Origin of the sequence: Kitasatospora sp. MAP5-34, from assembly GCF_029894335.1 — a bacterium.
Classification (GTDB): Bacteria; Actinomycetota; Actinomycetes; order Streptomycetales; family Streptomycetaceae; genus Kitasatospora.
In genome coordinates this window covers 1-17,858 of sequence record NZ_JARXZC010000043.1, presented here as the reverse complement: position 1 = coordinate 17,858, position 17,858 = coordinate 1, and the positions used below count along the sequence as shown (strand labels likewise).

The window sequence follows — 17,858 nt, the reverse complement described above, 5'->3', positions numbered from 1 at the left end:
AGGACCGGCCTACGCCTGGTCCTCGACGACGGACAGGAGGACGTCGACCAGCTGCTCGGCCGCGTCCGGGCGGCCCTGCGACCGGGCCCGGTGGGCCATCTCGGCGCGGCGGGCCGGGTCCGCGAGCAGGGGTGCCACGGCCTCCCCCAGGGCGTCTGCGGTCACCTCGCCGAGCAGGGCGGTCGCAGCGCCGGCCTCCTGCAGGTGGGCGGCGTTGTGGGCCTGTTCGTTGCCGGCCGAGCTGGCGAGCGGGATGAGGACGGCGGCCTTGCCGAGGGCGGTGAGTTCCGCGATGGTGCCCGCGCCGCTGCGGGAGATGACCAGGTCCGCCAGGGCGAGGACGTCGGGCAGTTCGGGGCCGACGAAGTCGGTGAGCAGGTACCGGGCCGCGAGTTCGCCGGGGAGTGTCGCGACGTTCTGCCGCAGGTTGTCGAGGTTCGCCGGGCCGCACTGGTGGATGATGTTGGCCCGGGTCAGCAGCCACGGCAGGATGTCGCGGACGACCGTGTTGATCTGCATCGACCCCTGGGCGCCGCCGGTGACGTAGATGGTGGGCAGGGCGGAGTTGAACCCGTACAGGCCCAATGCCTGAACGGCCTTGGCGGGGTGGCCGTTCAGCACCTCGGGCCGCACCGGGTTGCCGGTGACGACCGCCGTCCGGCGGGCCGACTCCGGCAGCAGCGGCAGGGTCGACGGGGAGGAGACCGCGACCCGGGTCGCGGCCCGGGCCAGCACCTTGTTCGCCAGGCCGAGGCGGACCGTCTGCTCGTGCACCACCAGCGGCCGGCGGCACGCCCTCGCCGCCAGACCGACCGGGACGGCGACGTAGCCGCCGGTGGCCAGCACCACGTCGGGGTGGAAGTCCGCGATGATCGACCGGGCCTGGGCGGCGCCCAGCGGCACCCGGCCCATGTCCTTCACGTTGGCCGGGGAGACCAGCTTCAGCGGGTTGCTGGAACGGCGGACCTTGCCGGTCGCGACCGCCATGAACTTGATGCCCTCGGCGGGCGCGATCCGCGCCTCCAGCCCGTCGGCGGTGCCCACCCACAGGACGTCCAACGTCCGCCCCACGGTGGCGAGCCGGGCCTGCAGAGTACGCACGGCGGTCAGCGCGGGGTACGTGTGACCGCCGGTCCCGCCACCCGTCACGACCAGGCGGAACGGCCGCCCGGAAGCAGCCGGGAACTGTTCGAAGGCGTCGCTGTTCACAGAGGATCTCCCAATCCGGATACTCGGGACTCCACCTGCCCCGCCCGGGGACGATAGCAGGGCAAAGTAGCCGACTCACCCGCTCACGAGCCCTGCTGCCGTCCCGTCATCTCACCGTCGGCGGCACGGGTGCCCACCGCGAGCAGGGCCGCGACCGGGAGCGCGACAGAGCCGTCGCCCGCCGCGTACGCCGCCACCAGGCCGTCGTACGCGGCCCGGATCCGGGCGACCGTCCCGGCGTCCTGCCCCTCGATCAGCGAGGAGGTAAGGACCGTCCCCGCCAGGACGTCCCGCCACCACTGCCCCGGGTCCACCCGGTGCGTCCAGCCGACCTGCTCCACCCGGACGTCGGTCAGTCCGGCCTCCGCGAGCAGGGCGGCGAAGTCGGACGGCGTCGCGTGGCGGGCGAAGGGCGAGGTGCCGGGCAGGTCGGCCGGCGGGGTGGCACCGGCGGCGGCGACCGCGTCGAAGAAGACGCCCTGGGCGCGGTTGCGGGCGAGGGTGTCCCAGCAGGAGAGCACCACCCGGCCGCCCGGCCGGACCACCTGGGCCAGCTCGCGGACGGCGGCGGCCGGGTCCGGCACGTGGTTGATCACGAACGCCCCCACCGCCGCGTCGAACTCACCGTCGGCGAAGGGCAGTCCGGGCAGCTCCGCGTGCAGCACCCGCGCACCGGGCAGCGCCCGCGCCGCGACCGCCACCATCTCCCGCACCCCGTCGGTGGCGACCACCTCGGCCCTCCGGGCCAGCGCCGCGGCGGCCAGCCGCCCGCTGCCGCAGCCGACCTCCAGCAGCCGGGTGCCCCGGGCCACCCCCGCCGCGTCGAGCAGCGCCTCGTGCAGGCCCGCCGTCATCGCGCCGAAGCCGCCGTCGTACGTACCGCTGCGCCGCGCCCAGCCGCTGCGCTCGAACTCCGCGAAGTCCGTCGTGCTCATCGCTGTCTCTTTCCTCTGCCGTCCGACAGGATCGCCGGCTGGCCGTGCCTCCGCCACTATGCCAGAGGCCGGGCCGGACGTCCTTGGACGTCCGGCCCGGCCTCGGTACGGCTCGAATCAGCCGAGTTCAGCTGAGTCTCAGCTCACTTGGCAGCATTCTCCGTGCCGATGTTCTCCGGGAAGTGGCAGGCCACCTGGTGGCCGGTCTTCAGGAGTTCGAGCGGCGGCTCCTGGGAGGCGCAGATGTCCTGAGCCTTCCAGCAGCGGGTCCGGAAGCGGCAGCCGCTCGGCGGGTTGATCGGCGACGGGACGTCACCGGTCAGCAGGATGCGCTCGCGCGCCTCCTTGCGCTTCGGGTCCGGCGTCGGGACGGCCGACATCAGGGCGGTCGTGTACGGGTGCAGCGGCGCCTTGTACAGCGAGTCCCGGTCGGCGATCTCGACGATCTTGCCCAGGTACATCACCGCGACGCGGTCCGAGACGTGCCGGACCACCGAGAGGTCGTGCGCGATGATCAGGTACGTCAGCCCGAGTTCCTTCTGCAGGTCGTCGAGGAGGTTGACGACCTGCGCCTGGATGGAGACGTCCAGCGCCGAGACCGGCTCGTCCGCGACGATCATCTTCGGCTTGAGGGCCAGGGCGCGGGCGATGCCGATGCGCTGGCGCTGGCCGCCGGAGAACTCGTGCGGGTAGCGGTTGTAGTGCTCGGGGCTGAGGCCGCACAGCTCCAGCAGGTCCTGGACGGCGCGCTTGGTGCCGTGCTCGGTCTGGACCTTCTGCAGCTTGAACGGCGCACCGACGATGGTGCCGACGGTCTGCCGGGGGTTGAGCGAGGAGTACGGGTCCTGGAAGATCATCTGGATGTCGCGGCGCAGCGGACGCATGCCCGAGACACCCAGGTGGGTGATGTCCTTGCCCTCGAACTCGATCGTCCCGCCGGTGGGTTCGGCGAGCCGGGTGACCAGCCGGCCCATCGTGGACTTGCCACAGCCGGACTCGCCGACCACGCCGAGGGTCTCCCCCGCGTTCACGGTGAAGTCGATCCCGTCCACCGCGCGGACCGCGCCGGTCTTGCGCCCGAAGAGGCCCTTGGTGATCGGGAAGTGCTTGGTCAGGCCGGTCACCTTGAGCAGCGGCTCGCGGTCGGACGCAGGTGCGGGCGCGGGGATCGTCGCCGTCTGACTGTCCGTCATGGGGTATCTCCTGAAAGGTGGTACGGGCTCGCAACTGCCGGGTTCACAGCCGAGGCGCGATCTCGTCGGTGAAGATCCGGTGCCGGTCGGCGGCCGGGATGTGGCAGGCGGCGTGGTGCTTCGGGCTGGCCTCGGCCAGCACCGGCACCTCGCTCGTCGACCGGCCCCCGGTCAGGTCCGCGTACGGGCAGCGCGGGTGGAAGGCGCAGCCGGACGGCACGTTGATCAGGCTGGGCGGGGTGCCCTTGACCGGGATCAGCCGCTCCTGGAGCTCACGGTCGAGGCGCGGCATCGAGCCGAGCAGGCCCCAGGTGTAGGGGTGCTCGGGGGACTCGAACAGCGTCGCCGCCGGGCCCTTCTCGATGCACTTGCCGCCGTACATCACCAGGATGTCGTCGGCCAGTTCGGCGACGACGCCCAGGTCGTGGGTGATGATGATGACGGCCGAGCCGAACTCCTTCTGCAGGTCCCGGATCAGGTCCAGGATCTGCGCCTGGACGGTGACGTCCAGGGCGGTGGTCGGCTCGTCGGCGATCAGCAGGGACGGGTCGTTGACCAGTGCCATGGCGATCATCGCGCGCTGGCGCATACCGCCGGAGAACTCGTGCGGGTAGCCGTCGACGCGCTTGTCGGGCTGCGGGATGCCGACCCGGTCGAGCATCTCGATGGCCCGGGTGCGGGCCTCCTTCTTGCTCGCGCCGGGGTGGTGCGCCCGGTAACCCTCGATGATCTGCTGGCCGACCGAGTAGTACGGGTGCATGGCGGTCAGCGGGTCCTGGAAGATCATCGCCATCTTCTGGCCACGCAGCTGCCGGACCCGGTCGGGGTCGGCGCCGATCAGCTCCTCGCCGTCCAGCCAGACCTCGCCGCTGATCCGGGGGGCGCCACGCTTGGTGCCCATCCGGTGCAGGCCCATGATGGACAGCGAGGTGACGGACTTGCCGGAGCCGGACTCACCCACGATGCCGAGGGTCTTGCCCTTCTCCAGCGAGAAGTTGAGCCCGTCGACGGACTTGACCAGGCCGTCGTCGGTGGGGAAGTGACACCGCAGGTCGCGCACGGTGAGGAAGCCCTCGGGGGCCTCGGCACTCGGCGCGGTCAGCGCGGAGGTGGTGTTCTGGGTCTTGCTCATGCCAGCCTCACCCGAGGATCGACAACGGCGTACAACACGTCAACCAGCAGGTTTGCCAGGATGATGAAGAATCCGGCGAACATGGTCACACCCATGATCACCGGGAGGTCGCTGGAGCTGATCGCCGCGACCGCCTCGTAGCCGAGTCCACGGAAGTTGTACGTGGTCTCGGTGAGGACCGCGCCACCGATCAGGCCGCCGAGGTCCATACCGAAGACGGTGAGGATCGGGGTGAGGGTGGAGCGCATGGCGTGCTTGCCGATGACCGTCCGCTCGCCGAGGCCCTTGGCCCGGGCGGTACGGATGTAGTCCTCGCCGAGGACCTCCAGCAGCGTCGCCCGGGTGAGCCGGGCGTAGGTCGCCGCGTACAGGAAGGCGAGCGTGATCCACGGCAGGGCCAGGTTCTGGAACCAGGCGACCGGGTCGGTGGTCAGCGCGACGTAGTTGTTCGGGAACCAGCCGAGCTGGTGCACGAAGATCGCGATGCTGATCATGCCGGTGAAGTAGATCGGCAGCGAGACGCCGGCCAGCGCGGTGGTCATGGTGAAGCGGTCCAGCAGGGTGCGCCGCTTGAGGGCGGAGACCACACCGGTCGCGGTACCGAAGACCAGCCACAGGACGGCCGCACCGGCGGCCAGCGAGGCGGTGACGCCGAGCCGGTCGAGCAGGAGGGGCCAGACCTCCTGCTCGGTCTTGAAGGAGTACCCGAAGCAGGGCGCGGAACAGTGGGTGACGTCTACGCCGGTGCTGTAGTCGCGCCCGACGAACAAGCCCTTCAGGAACAGGAAGTACTGCTCGATGATCGACTTGTCGAGGCCCATCTTGTGCCGGATGCCCTCGATGGCTACCTTGTCGGCGATCTTGCCGACGTACAGCAGCGCGGGGTCGCTCCCGGTCAGTTTCGGCACCATGAAGAAGATGCCGAAGGTGACGGCGGAGACCACCAGCAGCATGGCGACGACATTTATGAGCCGTCGAGTGAAATACACGAGCATTGCGGTCGGCGCCGCCAGGCGCCGGCCGGTCCTCCTGTAGGAGTCCCGACCGGCCCCGGCGAAGCCCTCACCTGCCCTTCGGACTAGCTGAGCGAACTACGGAAGCGGGCGGTTCAGGTCACTTGCCGTCGGAGACGCCGAGGGCCTGGAAGTCAACCTCGCCGAAGGCATCGGTGACGTAGACGTTGGTGAGACGCGGGTTGCGGTAGTTCAGCGCCTTGTCGGCGACGATCGGCAGCCAGACCGCCATGTCGGTGACCTTGTGGTTGATCTTGGTGTAGATCGCCGCGGCCTTCACCGGGTCGGTCTCGGCAGCAGCCTGGTCGAACCAGGTGTTGACCTCGGGGTCGCTGGTCTCCGGGTAGTTGCTGTTGCCGTTCGGGGTGATGAAGCGACTGTCCATGAGCGGCTGCATGTAGCCGGCGCCGTTCGGGTAGTCGGCGCCCCAGCCGGCGACGATCAGGCCGTAGCCCTTGCTGTGCACGACGTCGGGCGCGCCGACGACCGAGGCGAGCAGCTTGCCGTCGTACTGGTCGATGGCGACGTCGACGTTGATGGCCTTCAGCGCGGTCTGCAGGGCGATCGCGGAGTTGACCTCCTTGGCCTTGTTGCCACGGACGGCGATGGTGGTCTTGAAGCCGTCAGGCTTGCCACAGGCCGCGAGCTCCGCCTTGGCCTTCGTCACATCGGGCGTGCCCTTGGTGAGACCGAACGGGTCGTAGCCGTCCGAGCCGAGGATGTTCGGGGGCAGCATCGAACCGTAGGTCGAGCCGGCCACCGAGCCGCCACGGGCGGTCTGCAGCGCCGTGGTGTCGGCGGCGTACATGATCGCGTTGCGGCAGTGGATGTTGTCGAAGGGGGCGACCTTCGGCTGGATCGAGATGAAGCGGATGAAGCCGTTGTACGGGTCGTCCGTGTTGGCCTTCAGCGTCGGGTCCGTCAGGACCTTCGCCTGGGCGGCCTGCGAGAGACCGGTCTGGCTCCAGTCGAGGTCGGCCGTGCCGGCCAGCAGACGGGCGTCCATGTCGTCGGCGTTGGTGGTCACCGTCAGGTCGACCTGGTCCGGCAGCGCCTTGCGGAACGGGTCGGTGCTCGGGTCCCAGTTCGGGTTGCGGACGAGCGTGTAGCTCTTGCCCGGCTGGATGGTCTGGAACTTGTACGGGCCCGAGGAGACCGGGTGGTCACCGTACTTGGAGCCGGTGTCCAGCTTCTGCGGCACGGGCGCCGAGCTGCCCATGGCGAGCAGGTACGGGAAGGACGAGTCGGGCTTCGCCAGCGAGAAGACGATGGTGCTGTCGTCCGGCGTGGTGACCGTCTTCAGGCCGAGCTTGTCGGGGGCCGGGTCGGTGTACGGGCCCTTGTAGTTCTGGCCCTGGTCCAGCTCGTTGATCAGGTAGGTCGGACCACCGGAGACGACGTTCTGCGCGAAGATGCGCTCGATGCCGTACTTGATGTCCTTCGAGGTGATCGCCGAGCCGTCCTCGAACTTCAGGCCGGACTTCAGCTTGAAGGTGTAGGTCTTGCCGTCGGCCGAGACGACCGGCTGCGCGGTGGCGAGGTCCGGAACGAGCTTCAGGCTGTCCTTGCCGGGCTTGCCGTCGAAGGCCAGCAGCGTGCGGGCGTAGTAACGCTCGTAGTTCCAGACCGAGGAGTAGTACGCGCGGCCCGGGTCCAGCGAGTCGACGTCCGTGCTGGTCCAGAGGTTGAGCGTGCCACCCTTCTTGTCGGAGGGGTTCAGCACCTTGTCCACAGCGCCGTTGAAGGTCGGCTTGCTGGCGTCTGTGCCGCCACCCCCGCCACTGGTCGAGCCGCCGCACGCGGCGGTGGTGAGGGCCAGCGTAACCACCAGAGCGGCGGCTGCGAGCGTCCTGTTACGCGTCATGGGTACGGATCCTCCTGAAGGGTGTGCGGGCCTGAGCGGTCCGCCGAGGGTGGGTGACTCCCCCGAGGTGAGTGAGCCGGCTGGGGGGTGCGACCGGCCGGAGGTGGAGCTGATGCGGGCTCAGTTGCCCTTGGGGTCGAGCGCGTCGCGCAGTCCGTCGCCGAAGAGGTTGAAGGCGAGGACGGTGATGAAGATCGCCATACCCGGGACGACCATGTAGGTCGGGTCCACCGTGTAGATCTTCGTGGCGTCGGAGAGCATCTGACCCCAGGAGGGAGTCGGCGGCTTGACGCCGGCGCCGAGGAAGCTGAGAGCCGCTTCGCTCAGGATGTTGGTGGGGATGATCAGGGTCGTGTAGACCAGGATCGGCGCCACCAGGTTGGGGAGCAGCTCACGCAGCAGGATGTGGACACTGCCCGCGCCGAGGCTGCGCGCGGCGTCGACGAACTCGCGCTCTCGCATCGACATGGCCTGGCCTCGGACGATACGTCCGATGTAGGGCCAGCCGAAGAAGCCGATGACCATGACGAGGATGCCCATCCGGACGCCGCTGCCGCTCAGTCCGAGCAGCGAGTCGGGCATCACGGAGACCAGGGCGATGCTGAACAGCAGCTGCGGGAAGGCCAGCAGCACGTCCATCACCCGGCTGATCACCGCGTCCACCCAGCCACCGAAGTAGCCGGCCGTGACGCCCATCAGGACGCCGATGACCACCGAGACGCCGGCGGCCAGGAAGGCCACGGTCAGGGAGATCTGGGCGCCGTAGACGATGCGGCTGAAGACGTCGCGGCCGAAGGTCGGGTCGACACCGAGCAGGTAGTTGCTGCTGATGCCGCCGAACGCGCCCTTGGGCAGCCCGAGGTCCGGGTTGATCTGGTCCGGGTGCGGCTGGTCGACCGGGTGACCGAAGAGCGAGGTCAGCACGGGGGCGAAGATCGCTGCGAGGATCAGCAGGATCACCACGATGCCGCCCCCGAGGGCGACCTTGTCTCTCTTGAGGCGGTCCCAGGCGATCCGGCCGGGTGACCGGCCTTCGATCTTCTTCGGCGCGACGGCGGGCGTCGGGTCAGGCTGCGCCTCGGCGGCGGTGCCGGTGGTCTCGGTCGGTGTGATCATGAGTCAGTTCGTTCCCCTCGCCGACGGTGGCCGGCCCACGGTCCAAGCCGTACACGATGCGCCGGGCCCGATCAGGACCCGGAGCCGAGGACGGTCCGGTTGTCGCGTACTGGTGCGGTGCGGTGCGTCGGTGCGGTGGTGCCGTTGCCGGTATGGCTGTGCGGCGGTGCGAGATCGTTGTCAGGGGTACGCACCGGACCGCCGCGCTTTGTGGGGGCGCGTCGACGGGTGCGGGAGGTACAGAGAGCTACGAAAAGGTGCTGAAGGTGGAGCACTTGCAGGCGGAGCGGGGCGCACCGAGGTGCTTCCGCGCGGAGGTGCACATCGCGCGGTGATCATGCGTCCAGTTCATGCGCGTTCGCCCTTGTGGGGCCGGATCCGCGCACTGCACTGCGCAGACTCTCCGTCATCCGGACGGACTTACGCCAGACCTGGCAGCCGAAGGATGCCCAACTGTGATCTGCCGACATACACCGGTGATCTTGACGCATAACGCTCTTCACCTACGTGTGACAATGCTGTCAAGACCCGCGCACGACGTAACGCACAGTCAACCTGGTTGCATACGAACGTAGTTCAGCGCGCCGGGTACCCGGACCAGGGCTGCTGGGTCCACCCGTACGCGGGCGGGGCCGCCACCTGCAGCGGGCCGGGCCGGGCCTCGCGGTCGTAGAACGGCCGGGCGTGCGCGCGCATCCACAGCGCGACCGGATCGTAGTCGTCGGCCAGCACCACGGTGGAGACCGCGAGCCCCTCGGGCGCGTGCGCGACCGCCCGCTGCACCAGCGCCCGGACCGCCTCGACGGCGGATGGGGAGGTGTCGTAGAGATCGAGGCCGATCGCCAGGTACGGCTCGCCGAGCGCGGGCCGCACCCAGGCCCGGCGGAGTGCCCGGACCGGCCGGACCTCGGCGGCCTGCTGCTCCAGCAGGCCGTAGAACGCGGGGGCCGCCACCTGCGGCTCGCTCAGCCGGAGCGGCCCGGCCGGCAGCCGGTCCAACCCGCCCGCCACCCGTCTCAGATCGGCCCACGGGATGCCGACACCGCCGCCGGGGACGTGCGGATCGAGCCAGAGGCCCCAGCGGGTGCGGTAGAGCGCGGCCGCGATCTCCGGGCCGGTGATCACCTCGTGGGCGCGCGCCCAGCCGCTGGCGGCGAGCTGCGCGGGCGAGGTGACGGCGGGGGCGTAACCGTGCCCGGCCAGGTCCATGTTCCCGTACTGGGCGTCCGGGCTGCCCGGGTTGCCGTGCCAGAGCAGCATCCAGACCTGGCCCTCGGCGAGGGTGCGGAGCAGGTTCTCGTACGCGTCGTAGCGCTCCGGCGCGACCTCACGCATGGCGCGCTCCAGCGCGCCGCCGCCTGCCGCTCCCGCGCTCACGTCGAGCTCTCTCTCCGTCGTCCCCGCCGGGCCGGGTCCGCCCGGCCGTCTCCGCTGTCGGGGGGCAGCCTAAGGGGCCGGGCCGACAGCCGTCCTGCCGCCGCCCCGCTACCGGCACAGGCCGCCGAGCGCGTCACGCCCTCGCGTAGAACGGGCGCACCCGGGTGAGCAGCCACTCCACCACCGGGTCCGCGACCAGGTCGAGCAGCACCAGGTGGACGCCCCAGGGCGGCGGGGCGGTTCCCAGTGCGCGGCCCAGCGCCTCGTTCACCTGGCCGGGGTCGGCGGCCCAGGCCGGGTCCAACTGGATCCCGACGAAGAGCGCCGGCGCCTCCCCCTCCACGCTCGCCAGCGCCCGACGGGCCGTCAACACGCCCGGCAGCTGGGACATCTCGGTGATCGCGGCGGCCAGGAAGGCGTACGGCTCCTCGTGCGGCTCCGGCTCCCGCAGCGCGACCCGGCCGCCGTCCGCCTGCTGCTGTTGCTGCTCCCAGCGCGCCTCCTGCGGGCCGCGCCGCAGCTCACCGACCCCCTCGGGCGGCACCGGGATACCCACCGGCGCCTCCGGGTTGACCGCGATGCCGACGCCGAGCGGCAGCCCCCGGGCGAACTCCCAGGCCGGCGCGATGGCGAACGGCACGCCGGGGGCGTGCTGCAGGAACTGCTCCTGCGAGGAGAACACCGGTACGTACGGCGAACCGGCCAGCTCGATCGTCGGCAGGTCCAGCGACTGGCCCTGCGGGTCCGCGCCGGCGGGCAGCGGGATCCACACCTGGCTGCGGGCCAGCACCTCGATCACCCTGGGCGTCGCGCCCGGATCACCGAGCGCGGCCGTCAGTACCTGCTCCAACTCGTTGGCGGGCCAGCCGCCGCCCTGCGGAGCCGCACCCGGCTCGGCCCATGACTGTGTCGCGCCCGCCGGGTAATCCATCGGCCTCTGCTACCGCCCCTCGTACTGTCGCTTCCGGGAAGCGTTCAAGGGAAGCCTTCCCAGGAAAGAGGGTAGCGGTCACCGGGGTACCTCGAGGGGAGCTCGGCGCGGTACCGCGAGGGGAGCTCGGCCGGGAGATGACAGGGACGGGCCGGGCCCCTCTCCCGTCCGGCCGCGCGGCATGCCATGATGGGCGCGCCCGAAGCTCATAACTTCATATCGGCCGTTCGAACCCGCGCGGGAGAGTCCGGAGTGCCCCTCGGGGGACAGCCGGCGCCGAAGGAGCAAGTCCTCCCCAGAATCTCTCAGGCACCCCTACCGCGTGGGCGAGGCACATCTGGAAAGTGGACACGGCCGCGCCGTGCGCCCACCCACGGTGCAAGCCGCCATTCTTGTTGGCGGTGAAGCTCTCAGGTTGTGACGACAGACGGGGAGACTCCACCCCAGCATGCCCTTAAGCAGCCAAGGAGTCCCGTCACCATGTCCCCTCGCCTCACCGCGCTCGACGCGCTGCACCGCTCGCTCGGCGCCACCATGACCGACTTCGCGGGCTGGGACATGCCGCTGCGCTACGGCAGTGAGCGCGAGGAGCACCTCGCCGTCCGTACCAAGGCCGGTCTCTTCGACCTCTCGCACATGGGCGAGATCACCGTGACCGGCCCGCAGGCCGGCGAGTTGCTGGACCACGCGCTGGTCGGCTTCATCTCCGCACTCGGCGAGCTGCGCGCCCGCTACACGATGATCTGCCGCGAGGACGGCGGCATCCTGGACGACCTGATCGTCTACCGCACCGGTGAGACCGAGTTCATGGTCGTCGCCAACGCCTCCAACGCGCAGATCGTCCTCGACGCGCTGACCGAGCGCGCGGCCGGCTTCGACGCCGTCGTCCGCGACGACCGCGACGCGTACGCGCTGCTCGCCGTCCAGGGCCCGGAGGCGAACGGCATCCTGGCCTCGCAGACCGACGCCGACCTGCCTGGCCTGAAGTACTACGCGATCCTGCCCGCCGTGGTGGCCGGCAAGAACGTCGAGCTGGCCCGCACCGGTTACACCGGCGAGGACGGCTTCGAGATCTTCTGCGCCCCCGCCGACGCCGAGCACATCTGGAACGCGCTGACCGAGGCGGGCGCCCCCGTCGGCCTCGTCCCGTGCGGCCTGTCCTGCCGCGACACGCTGCGCCTGGAGGCCGGCATGCCGCTGTACGGGCACGAGCTGAACACCGACCTGACCCCGTTCGACGCGGGCCTCGGCCGGGTCGTCCGCTTCGACAAGACCACCAACAACGGTGACTTCGTCGGCCGCAAGGCGCTCGAGGCGGCCGCCGCCGAGGCCGAGTCCAACCCCCCGCGCAAGCTGGTCGGCCTGGTCTCCGAGGGCAAGCGCGTCCCGCGCGCCGAGTACGACGTCGTCAGCACGGACGGCACCCCGATCGGGCGGATCACCTCCGGCGCCCCCTCGCCCACCCTGGGCAAGCCGATCGCCATCGCGTACGTGGATGCGGCGCACGCCGCCCCCGGTACGGCGGTCGCCGTGGACGTCCGTGGCAAGCACGAGCCGGTCGAGGTCGTCGCGCTGCCGTTCTACAAGCGCGCCCGCTGAGCAGCTGTACCTCCCCCTCATGTCCGGTCCGTTCAGCGGACGGCTTCGCCCTACCCTCTTGCGATCCTGGAGAATGACGCCATGAGCAACCCCACGAACCTGCAGTACAGCAAGGAGCACGAGTGGCTGACGGCCGCCGAGGAGGGTGTGTCGACCATCGGCATCACCGCCCACGCCGCCGACGCCCTCGGTGACATCGTCTACGTCCAGCTCCCCGAGGTCGGCGACACCGTCACCGCCGGTGAGACCTGTGGCGAGCTCGAGTCCACCAAGTCGGTCAGCGACCTGTACTCCCCCGCCACCGGCGAGGTCGTCGCGATCAACCAGGACGTCGTGGACGACCCGGCGCTCGTCAACGCCGAGCCCTTCGGGAACGCCTGGCTGTTCAAGGTCAAGGTCGAGTCCACCCAGGACGGCCTGCTCGACGCTGCCGAGTACACCGCCTTCATCGGCGGCTGACCCAACTCTGTTGTGACGGGGCGGCCGCAGCGCGGCGGCCGCCCTTCCTCCTTGGTCCACTGCCTTCCCCGCCGGCCGGCCACCGCCCCTTCTCGGTCGTGCTGCGCGGCTCGAAGCCCCATGACGGGAAGACCCACCATGACGGTTCTGAACCAGTCCCTGCACGCGCTCGACCCCGAGATCGCCGCAGCGGTCGACGCCGAGCTGCACCGCCAGCAGACCACCCTCGAGATGATCGCCTCCGAGAACTTCGCCCCGGTGGCGGTCATGGAGGCCCAGGGCTCGGTGCTGACCAACAAGTACGCCGAGGGCTACCCCGGCAAGCGCTACTACGGCGGCTGTGAGCACGTCGACGTGGTCGAGCAGATCGCGATCGACCGGATCAAGGAGCTGTTCGGCGCCGAGCACGCCAACGTGCAGCCGCACTCCGGCGCGCAGGCGAACGCGGCCGCGATGTTCGCGCTGATCCAGCCGGGCGACACCATCCTGGGCCTGAGCCTGGCGCACGGTGGCCACCTGACCCACGGCATGAAGATCAACTTCTCGGGCAAGCTCTACAACGTGGCCGCGTACCACGTGGACGACAAGACCGGCCTGGTCGACATGGCCGAGGTCGAGCGCCTCGCCAAGGAGCACCAGCCGAAGCTGATCATCGCCGGCTGGTCCGCCTACCCGCGCCAGCTGGACTTCCCCGAGTTCCGCCGCATCGCGGACGAGGTCGGCGCCCTGCTGATGGTCGACATGGCGCACTTCGCCGGCCTGGTCGCGGCGGGTCTGCACCCCTCGCCCGTGCCGTACGCGGACGTGGTCACCACCACCACCCACAAGACCCTGGGCGGCCCGCGCGGTGGCGTGATCCTCTCCAAGGCCGAGTGGGCCAAGAAGATCAACTCCGCTGTCTTCCCCGGCCAGCAGGGTGGCCCGCTGGAGCACGTGATCGCCGCCAAGGCGGTCTCGTTCAAGGTCGCCGCCTCGGAGGAGTTCAAGGAGCGCCAGCAGCGCACCCTCGAGGGCGCCAAGATCCTCGCCGAGCGCCTGCTGAAGGCCGACGCGACCGAGGCGGGCGTCTCCGTCCTCTCCGGCGGCACCGACGTGCACCTCGTCCTGGTCGACCTGCGCAACAGCGAGCTGGACGGCCAGCAGGCCGAGGACCGCCTGCACGCGGTCGGCATCACGGTCAACCGCAACGCCGTCCCGAACGACCCGCGCCCGCCGATGGTCACCTCCGGCCTGCGGATCGGCACCCCGGCGCTGGCCACCCGCGGCTTCCAGGCCGACGACTTCCGCGAGGTCGCCGAGATCATCGCCGAGACCCTGCTCCCGGGCTTCGACGATGCGAAGACGGCCGTCCTGAGCGCCCGCGTCTCCGCGCTGGCCGCGAAGTACCCGCTGTACCCGAACCTGTAACCAGCTCTTCAATCGGAAGGCGCAGCAGCACCCCCGCTGCGCCTTCCGAAACCCCGGGGCACCGCGCACACTGGAACGTGGATGCGGTGCCCCGTGCCATGCCGTTGCCACGCAGTTCTGCACTCCCGCTTTTCTGCTCTTCAGCCTTTACGGCTTACCACGAGACCTGACAAGGACGTCCCCCGTGGCCCTCAGCGTGTTCGACCTCTTCTCCATCGGCATCGGGCCGTCCAGCTCCCACACCGTCGGCCCGATGCGGGCGGCCCGGATGTTCGCCCGACGGCTGAAGTCCGAGGGGTTGCTGACCCAGACCACCGCCGTCCGCGCCGAGCTGTTCGGCTCGCTCGGCGCCACCGGTCACGGCCACGGCACCCCGAAGGCCGTCATGCTGGGCCTCGAGGGCTACTCCCCCCGCACGGTGGACGTGAACCAGGCCGACGCGGACGTGGAGCGGATCAAGTCGGCGAAGCGCCTGCGGCTGCTCGGCCACGACCTCGGCGACGCCCACGAGATCGCCTTCGACACCGACACCCAGCTGATCCTGCACCGCCGCCGCTCGCTGCCCTACCACGCCAACGGCATGACGCTCTTCGCGTACGACAGCAACGGCGTGCCCGTCCTGGAGAAGACGTACTACTCCGTCGGCGGCGGCTTCGTGGTCGACGAGGACGCGATCGGCGCGGACCGGGTCAAGCCCGACGACACCGTCCTGCGCTACCCCTTCCGCACCGGCGAGGAACTGCTCCGCCTCACCCGCGAGACCGGCCTCTCCATCTCCGGCCTGATGCTGGAGAACGAGAAGGCCTGGCGCACCGAGGCCGAGATCCGGGCCGGGCTGCTGGAGATCTGGAAGGTCATGCAGGAGTGCGTCGCGGCCGGCATGTCCCGCGAGGGCATCCTGCCGGGCGGCCTGAAGGTCCGCCGCCGCGCCGCCTCCGGCGCGCGGGCACTGCGCGCCGAGGGCATCGGGCCGGCCAACGCGATGGAGTGGGTCACCCTCTACGCGATGGCCGTCAACGAGGAGAACGCCTCCGGCCAGCGCGTCGTCACCGCCCCCACCAACGGCGCGGCGGGCATCATCCCAGCCGTCCTGCACTACTTCCTGAACTTCATCCCGGGCGCCGACGACGACGGCATCGTCCGCTTCATGCTGGCGGCCGGCGCGATCGGCATGCTCTTCAAGGAGAACGCCTCCATCTCCGGCGCCGAGGTCGGCTGCCAGGGCGAGGTCGGCTCCGCCTGCTCGATGGCCGCCGGTGGCCTCGCCGAGGTGCTCGGCGGCTCCCCCGAGCAGGTCGAGAACGCCGCCGAGATCGGCATCGAGCACAACCTCGGCCTCACCTGCGACCCGGTCGGCGGCCTGGTCCAGATCCCCTGCATCGAGCGCAACGGCATGGCCTCCGTCAAGGCCATCACCGCCGCCCGGATGGCCCTCCGGGGCGACGGCCGCCACCACGTCTCCCTCGACAAGGCCATCAAGACCATGAAGGAGACGGGCGCCGACATGAAGGTCAAGTACAAGGAGACCTCGCGCGGCGGGCTGGCGGTCAACGTCATCGAGTGCTGACGGCGTAGGCCCTGAGCTGGGGCCTCGCGCCTTTCGGTGCTGTCGGGGCCTCTCCTGTCGCAGTGCGAGAGGTCCCCGAAAGTCCCTGCCGATCCCCTGGTGAGCACCTCGCTGACCAGGGGATCTGTCGTACCCCTGGCGACCTTGACGGTGAGGCAGCGAGGACGGCTCTCCACCCCGGGCGCTCCGCACGGCGGTCGGGCCCCGGCCGCCTGAGCGAAGCGCGGGCGAGGCGTACCGATATACCGCCCTGTGGCACCCTGTAGCACCTTGTGGCACATCCGCTTACGCTGGTGCCATGACAGTGCAGCCGGAGATCACTCAGCGAGACCTGCGCAGCAGATCCCGCGAGATCATGAACGCCGTCGAGGCTGGCCAGTCTTTCACCGTCACCCGGGACGGACACCAGATTGGCGAGCTGATTCCGATCCGGCGGCGCAGGCGCTTCGTCCCGCGCGAGGAATTCGCGGCAATGTCACGTACCGCTCCCGACATCGCGCTCGACGCGTTCCGCGCCGACCAGAACGCCACGGCCGATCAGGAACTGGACGACCCGTATGCCCGCTGAGTACGCGCAGGGCCTGCTCGATACCAACGTCATGATCCTGCGCAAGTGGGTGGATCCTGCAGAGCTTCCCGCCCAGATGGCGATCAGTGCGATCACCCTGGCCGAACTCTCCGCCGGGCCGCACGAAGTGCGCAGGAACGAGGAGCAGGACGACTACGACGAGTACGACGAACGTGCCCGCCGGCTCGACGTACTCCAGCGCGCCGAGAGCGAATTCGACCCCATCCCCTTCGATGCGGAGGCAGCGCGCATCTACGGCCGCATCTGCGCAGCGGTGATCGGTGCAGGCCGCAAACCGCGACGGCGAGTGGCCGACCTCATGATCGCCGCAATCGCCATGGCGGAGGGTCTCCCCTTGTTCACGACCAACCCCGATGACTTCAAGGGACTCGAAACCTTGCTCACCGTGGTGCCCGTGACCCGCCCCAAGGTGCTCCACGAGCATTGAGCGGCTCTGCCGGGGATCTTGGGAATCGACTTCAAGCAGCCATGGCCATGGAGTTGGACGGCACCGGCTTCCACCACAGTGACGGACTTCCGTGACCGGCTCGCCGAGGGTGACCATGCCGATCACTCCTCGGCCAGAGCCCAGGAGGCGGTGTGTTCCGGTTTCGCACGCACCTCATCGTCCAGCACCACCTGCACCGCGCCCGGATCCCCAGAAGAAGCTCTCGACTACGCGTACGGCCTCTACCCCAACGACCCCACAGCCTGGACAAGCGCACCCTCACCGATCTAACCCGGGGCAGCACCAGACACGCGGTGCGAACCGTGCGTACTCGCTAACCGCAGCGATAATCTCCGCCCACTGATATCCCTTTTGGTCACAGGACTAAATCAGAGGGTTAACCGGGAGCGATAAACCGGAGGGTTAAACGGAAGGGATAAATCGGAAGGCCAATCCGGAGAGTTCAATTATTAATTTATACCATTTTGGCCAATAGTCCGGAGAACTGACACCCGAGGGGTAGTTTCCCGGGAAACTGACACCAGTGCAGGTTTGTGTCAGTCGGCGCAATGATAGACCCCGTGACCTGCTGCGATTCGTGTGCAGTTCATTTGAGTCCGTGGCGATTTAGAGAGGGCATCTGAGGGGCCTTAAGATGCCAATGCGAGTGCGGGCCACCCCTGCCAGGGTGGCCCGCGTTTCCCTCGCATCTCCCATGAAGCGGACTGAAGGGAACGGCACCATCATGTCACAACGCAAGAAGCCTCCCGCATTTCGAGTCGACCAGCCGGTGACCTGGCGGGACTTGATCGTCGGCCTCCACGGCCTCCTGACCACGGCGACGTTGCACAACCAGATCGGCTGGCCGGTAACTGCCGCCGCCGCTGTTGGCCTCACCAGCCCCGTGACGTGGGTGATGATGAGTCGCCGCTAAGAAGTAAGTAAGACCGACCGGCAAATGGATCACTTGAGGCGTCGGGTGGTGGGCCGGCCGTCCCAGCGGTAGCGGCTTGTCGAGCGTCGGATGAGCATGCGGAGCG

At 69.6% G+C, this 17,858-nt stretch carries 16 protein-coding genes and 1 riboswitch; of the genes, 7 read left to right on the top strand and 9 right to left on the bottom strand.

Features of this window, described 5'->3' with window-relative positions; all coding sequences use genetic code 11:
- Nucleotides 1-9: 9 nt before the first annotated feature.
- The 9 genes from murG to P3T29_RS27520 all read right to left on the bottom strand — a co-directional run bounded on the left by murG (nucleotide 10) and on the right by P3T29_RS27520 (nucleotide 10,770).
- Nucleotides 10-1,209, bottom strand: coding sequence for an undecaprenyldiphospho-muramoylpentapeptide beta-N-acetylglucosaminyltransferase (gene murG / locus P3T29_RS27560; RefSeq protein ID WP_280719365.1), 1,200 nt, complete (start codon nucleotides 1,207-1,209; stop codon nucleotides 10-12).
- An 83-nt stretch (nucleotides 1,210-1,292) separates the two neighbouring features.
- A complete protein-coding gene (locus tag P3T29_RS27555; protein ID WP_280719364.1) occupies nucleotides 1,293-2,144 on the bottom strand; it encodes a methyltransferase domain-containing protein in 852 nt (283 codons plus the stop codon).
- Between the two features lie 143 nt (nucleotides 2,145-2,287).
- On the bottom strand, nucleotides 2,288-3,337 hold the full coding sequence (locus tag P3T29_RS27550) for a dipeptide ABC transporter ATP-binding protein (RefSeq protein WP_280719363.1): 1,050 nt from the start codon (nucleotides 3,335-3,337) through the stop codon (nucleotides 2,288-2,290).
- 43 nt (nucleotides 3,338-3,380) lie between these two features.
- The gene (locus tag P3T29_RS27545; RefSeq protein WP_280719362.1) at nucleotides 3,381-4,469 is read right to left on the bottom strand and encodes an ABC transporter ATP-binding protein; all 1,089 of its coding nucleotides are present in this window, start codon (nucleotides 4,467-4,469) and stop codon (nucleotides 3,381-3,383) included.
- Nucleotides 4,466-5,464, bottom strand: a complete 999-nt coding sequence (locus P3T29_RS27540; RefSeq protein ID WP_280719361.1) for an ABC transporter permease — start codon at nucleotides 5,462-5,464, stop codon at nucleotides 4,466-4,468. Before P3T29_RS27540 ends, P3T29_RS27545 begins: the two co-directional genes overlap by 4 nt.
- Nucleotides 5,465-5,582: 118 nt before the next feature.
- Nucleotides 5,583-7,346: an ABC transporter substrate-binding protein gene (locus P3T29_RS27535; protein WP_280719360.1), complete on the bottom strand. Its 1,764-nt coding sequence runs from the start codon at nucleotides 7,344-7,346 to the stop codon at nucleotides 5,583-5,585.
- 120 nt (nucleotides 7,347-7,466) lie between these two features.
- Nucleotides 7,467-8,462 (bottom strand): ABC transporter permease, encoded by a 996-nt coding sequence (locus P3T29_RS27530; protein WP_280719359.1) that lies wholly within the window; start codon nucleotides 8,460-8,462, stop codon nucleotides 7,467-7,469.
- A 576-nt stretch (nucleotides 8,463-9,038) separates the two neighbouring features.
- On the bottom strand, nucleotides 9,039-9,839 hold the full coding sequence (locus P3T29_RS27525) for an enhanced serine sensitivity protein SseB C-terminal domain-containing protein (protein ID WP_280719358.1): 801 nt from the start codon (nucleotides 9,837-9,839) through the stop codon (nucleotides 9,039-9,041).
- A gap of 133 nt (nucleotides 9,840-9,972) precedes the next feature.
- The gene (locus tag P3T29_RS27520) at nucleotides 9,973-10,770 is read right to left on the bottom strand and encodes an enhanced serine sensitivity protein SseB (protein WP_280719357.1); all 798 of its coding nucleotides are present in this window, start codon (nucleotides 10,768-10,770) and stop codon (nucleotides 9,973-9,975) included.
- Between the two features lie 228 nt (nucleotides 10,771-10,998).
- Nucleotides 10,999-11,101: riboswitch (glycine riboswitch) on the top strand.
- Nucleotides 11,102-11,250: 149 nt separating this feature from the next.
- Between P3T29_RS27520 and gcvT the strand changes: the two genes are divergently transcribed.
- From gcvT to P3T29_RS27485, 7 genes are all read left to right on the top strand, one after another.
- The gene (gcvT, locus tag P3T29_RS27515; RefSeq protein WP_280719356.1) at nucleotides 11,251-12,369 is read left to right on the top strand and encodes a glycine cleavage system aminomethyltransferase GcvT; all 1,119 of its coding nucleotides are present in this window, start codon (nucleotides 11,251-11,253) and stop codon (nucleotides 12,367-12,369) included.
- Nucleotides 12,370-12,450: 81 nt separating this feature from the next.
- Nucleotides 12,451-12,828: a glycine cleavage system protein GcvH gene (gene gcvH / locus P3T29_RS27510; RefSeq protein WP_280719355.1), complete on the top strand. Its 378-nt coding sequence runs from the start codon at nucleotides 12,451-12,453 to the stop codon at nucleotides 12,826-12,828.
- 138 nt (nucleotides 12,829-12,966) lie between these two features.
- Nucleotides 12,967-14,235, top strand: a complete 1,269-nt coding sequence (glyA, locus tag P3T29_RS27505; protein WP_280719354.1) for a serine hydroxymethyltransferase — start codon at nucleotides 12,967-12,969, stop codon at nucleotides 14,233-14,235.
- 184 nt (nucleotides 14,236-14,419) lie between these two features.
- Nucleotides 14,420-15,802, top strand: coding sequence for an L-serine ammonia-lyase (locus tag P3T29_RS27500; RefSeq protein ID WP_280719353.1), 1,383 nt, complete (start codon nucleotides 14,420-14,422; stop codon nucleotides 15,800-15,802).
- 298 nt (nucleotides 15,803-16,100) lie between these two features.
- Nucleotides 16,101-16,370, top strand: a complete 270-nt coding sequence (locus P3T29_RS27495; protein WP_280719352.1) for a type II toxin-antitoxin system prevent-host-death family antitoxin — start codon at nucleotides 16,101-16,103, stop codon at nucleotides 16,368-16,370.
- Nucleotides 16,360-16,818 (top strand): type II toxin-antitoxin system VapC family toxin, encoded by a 459-nt coding sequence (locus P3T29_RS27490; protein ID WP_280719351.1) that lies wholly within the window; start codon nucleotides 16,360-16,362, stop codon nucleotides 16,816-16,818. The genes P3T29_RS27495 and P3T29_RS27490 overlap by 11 nt, the downstream gene beginning before the upstream one ends.
- 715 nt (nucleotides 16,819-17,533) lie before the next feature.
- Entirely contained in the window at nucleotides 17,534-17,752 is a 219-nt protein-coding gene (locus P3T29_RS27485; protein ID WP_280719350.1) for a hypothetical protein, read from the top strand.
- The last annotated feature ends 106 nt before the right edge of the window (nucleotides 17,753-17,858 follow it).

What these genes read in the sequence shown, in the direction of transcription:
- P3T29_RS27555 (WP_280719364.1), bottom strand. Translation starts at nt 2,144, where the DNA reads ATGAGCACGACGGACTTCGCGGAGTTCGAGCGCAGCGGCTGGGCGCGG.
- P3T29_RS27550 (WP_280719363.1), bottom strand. Translation starts at nt 3,337, where the DNA reads ATGACGGACAGTCAGACGGCGACGATCCCCGCGCCCGCACCTGCGTCC.
- P3T29_RS27545 (WP_280719362.1), bottom strand. Translation starts at nt 4,469, where the DNA reads ATGAGCAAGACCCAGAACACCACCTCCGCGCTGACCGCGCCGAGTGCC.
- P3T29_RS27540 (WP_280719361.1), bottom strand. Translation starts at nt 5,464, where the DNA reads ATGCTCGTGTATTTCACTCGACGGCTCATAAATGTCGTCGCCATGCTG.
- P3T29_RS27535 (WP_280719360.1), bottom strand. Translation starts at nt 7,346, where the DNA reads ATGACGCGTAACAGGACGCTCGCAGCCGCCGCTCTGGTGGTTACGCTG.
- P3T29_RS27530 (WP_280719359.1), bottom strand. Translation starts at nt 8,462, where the DNA reads ATGATCACACCGACCGAGACCACCGGCACCGCCGCCGAGGCGCAGCCT.
- P3T29_RS27520 (WP_280719357.1), bottom strand. Translation starts at nt 10,770, where the DNA reads ATGGATTACCCGGCGGGCGCGACACAGTCATGGGCCGAGCCGGGTGCG.
- gcvT (WP_280719356.1), top strand. Translation starts at nt 11,251, where the DNA reads ATGTCCCCTCGCCTCACCGCGCTCGACGCGCTGCACCGCTCGCTCGGC.
- gcvH (WP_280719355.1), top strand. Translation starts at nt 12,451, where the DNA reads ATGAGCAACCCCACGAACCTGCAGTACAGCAAGGAGCACGAGTGGCTG.
- glyA (WP_280719354.1), top strand. Translation starts at nt 12,967, where the DNA reads ATGACGGTTCTGAACCAGTCCCTGCACGCGCTCGACCCCGAGATCGCC.
- P3T29_RS27495 (WP_280719352.1), top strand. Translation starts at nt 16,101, where the DNA reads ATGACAGTGCAGCCGGAGATCACTCAGCGAGACCTGCGCAGCAGATCC.
- P3T29_RS27490 (WP_280719351.1), top strand. Translation starts at nt 16,360, where the DNA reads ATGCCCGCTGAGTACGCGCAGGGCCTGCTCGATACCAACGTCATGATC.
- P3T29_RS27485 (WP_280719350.1), top strand. Translation starts at nt 17,534, where the DNA reads ATGAAGCGGACTGAAGGGAACGGCACCATCATGTCACAACGCAAGAAG.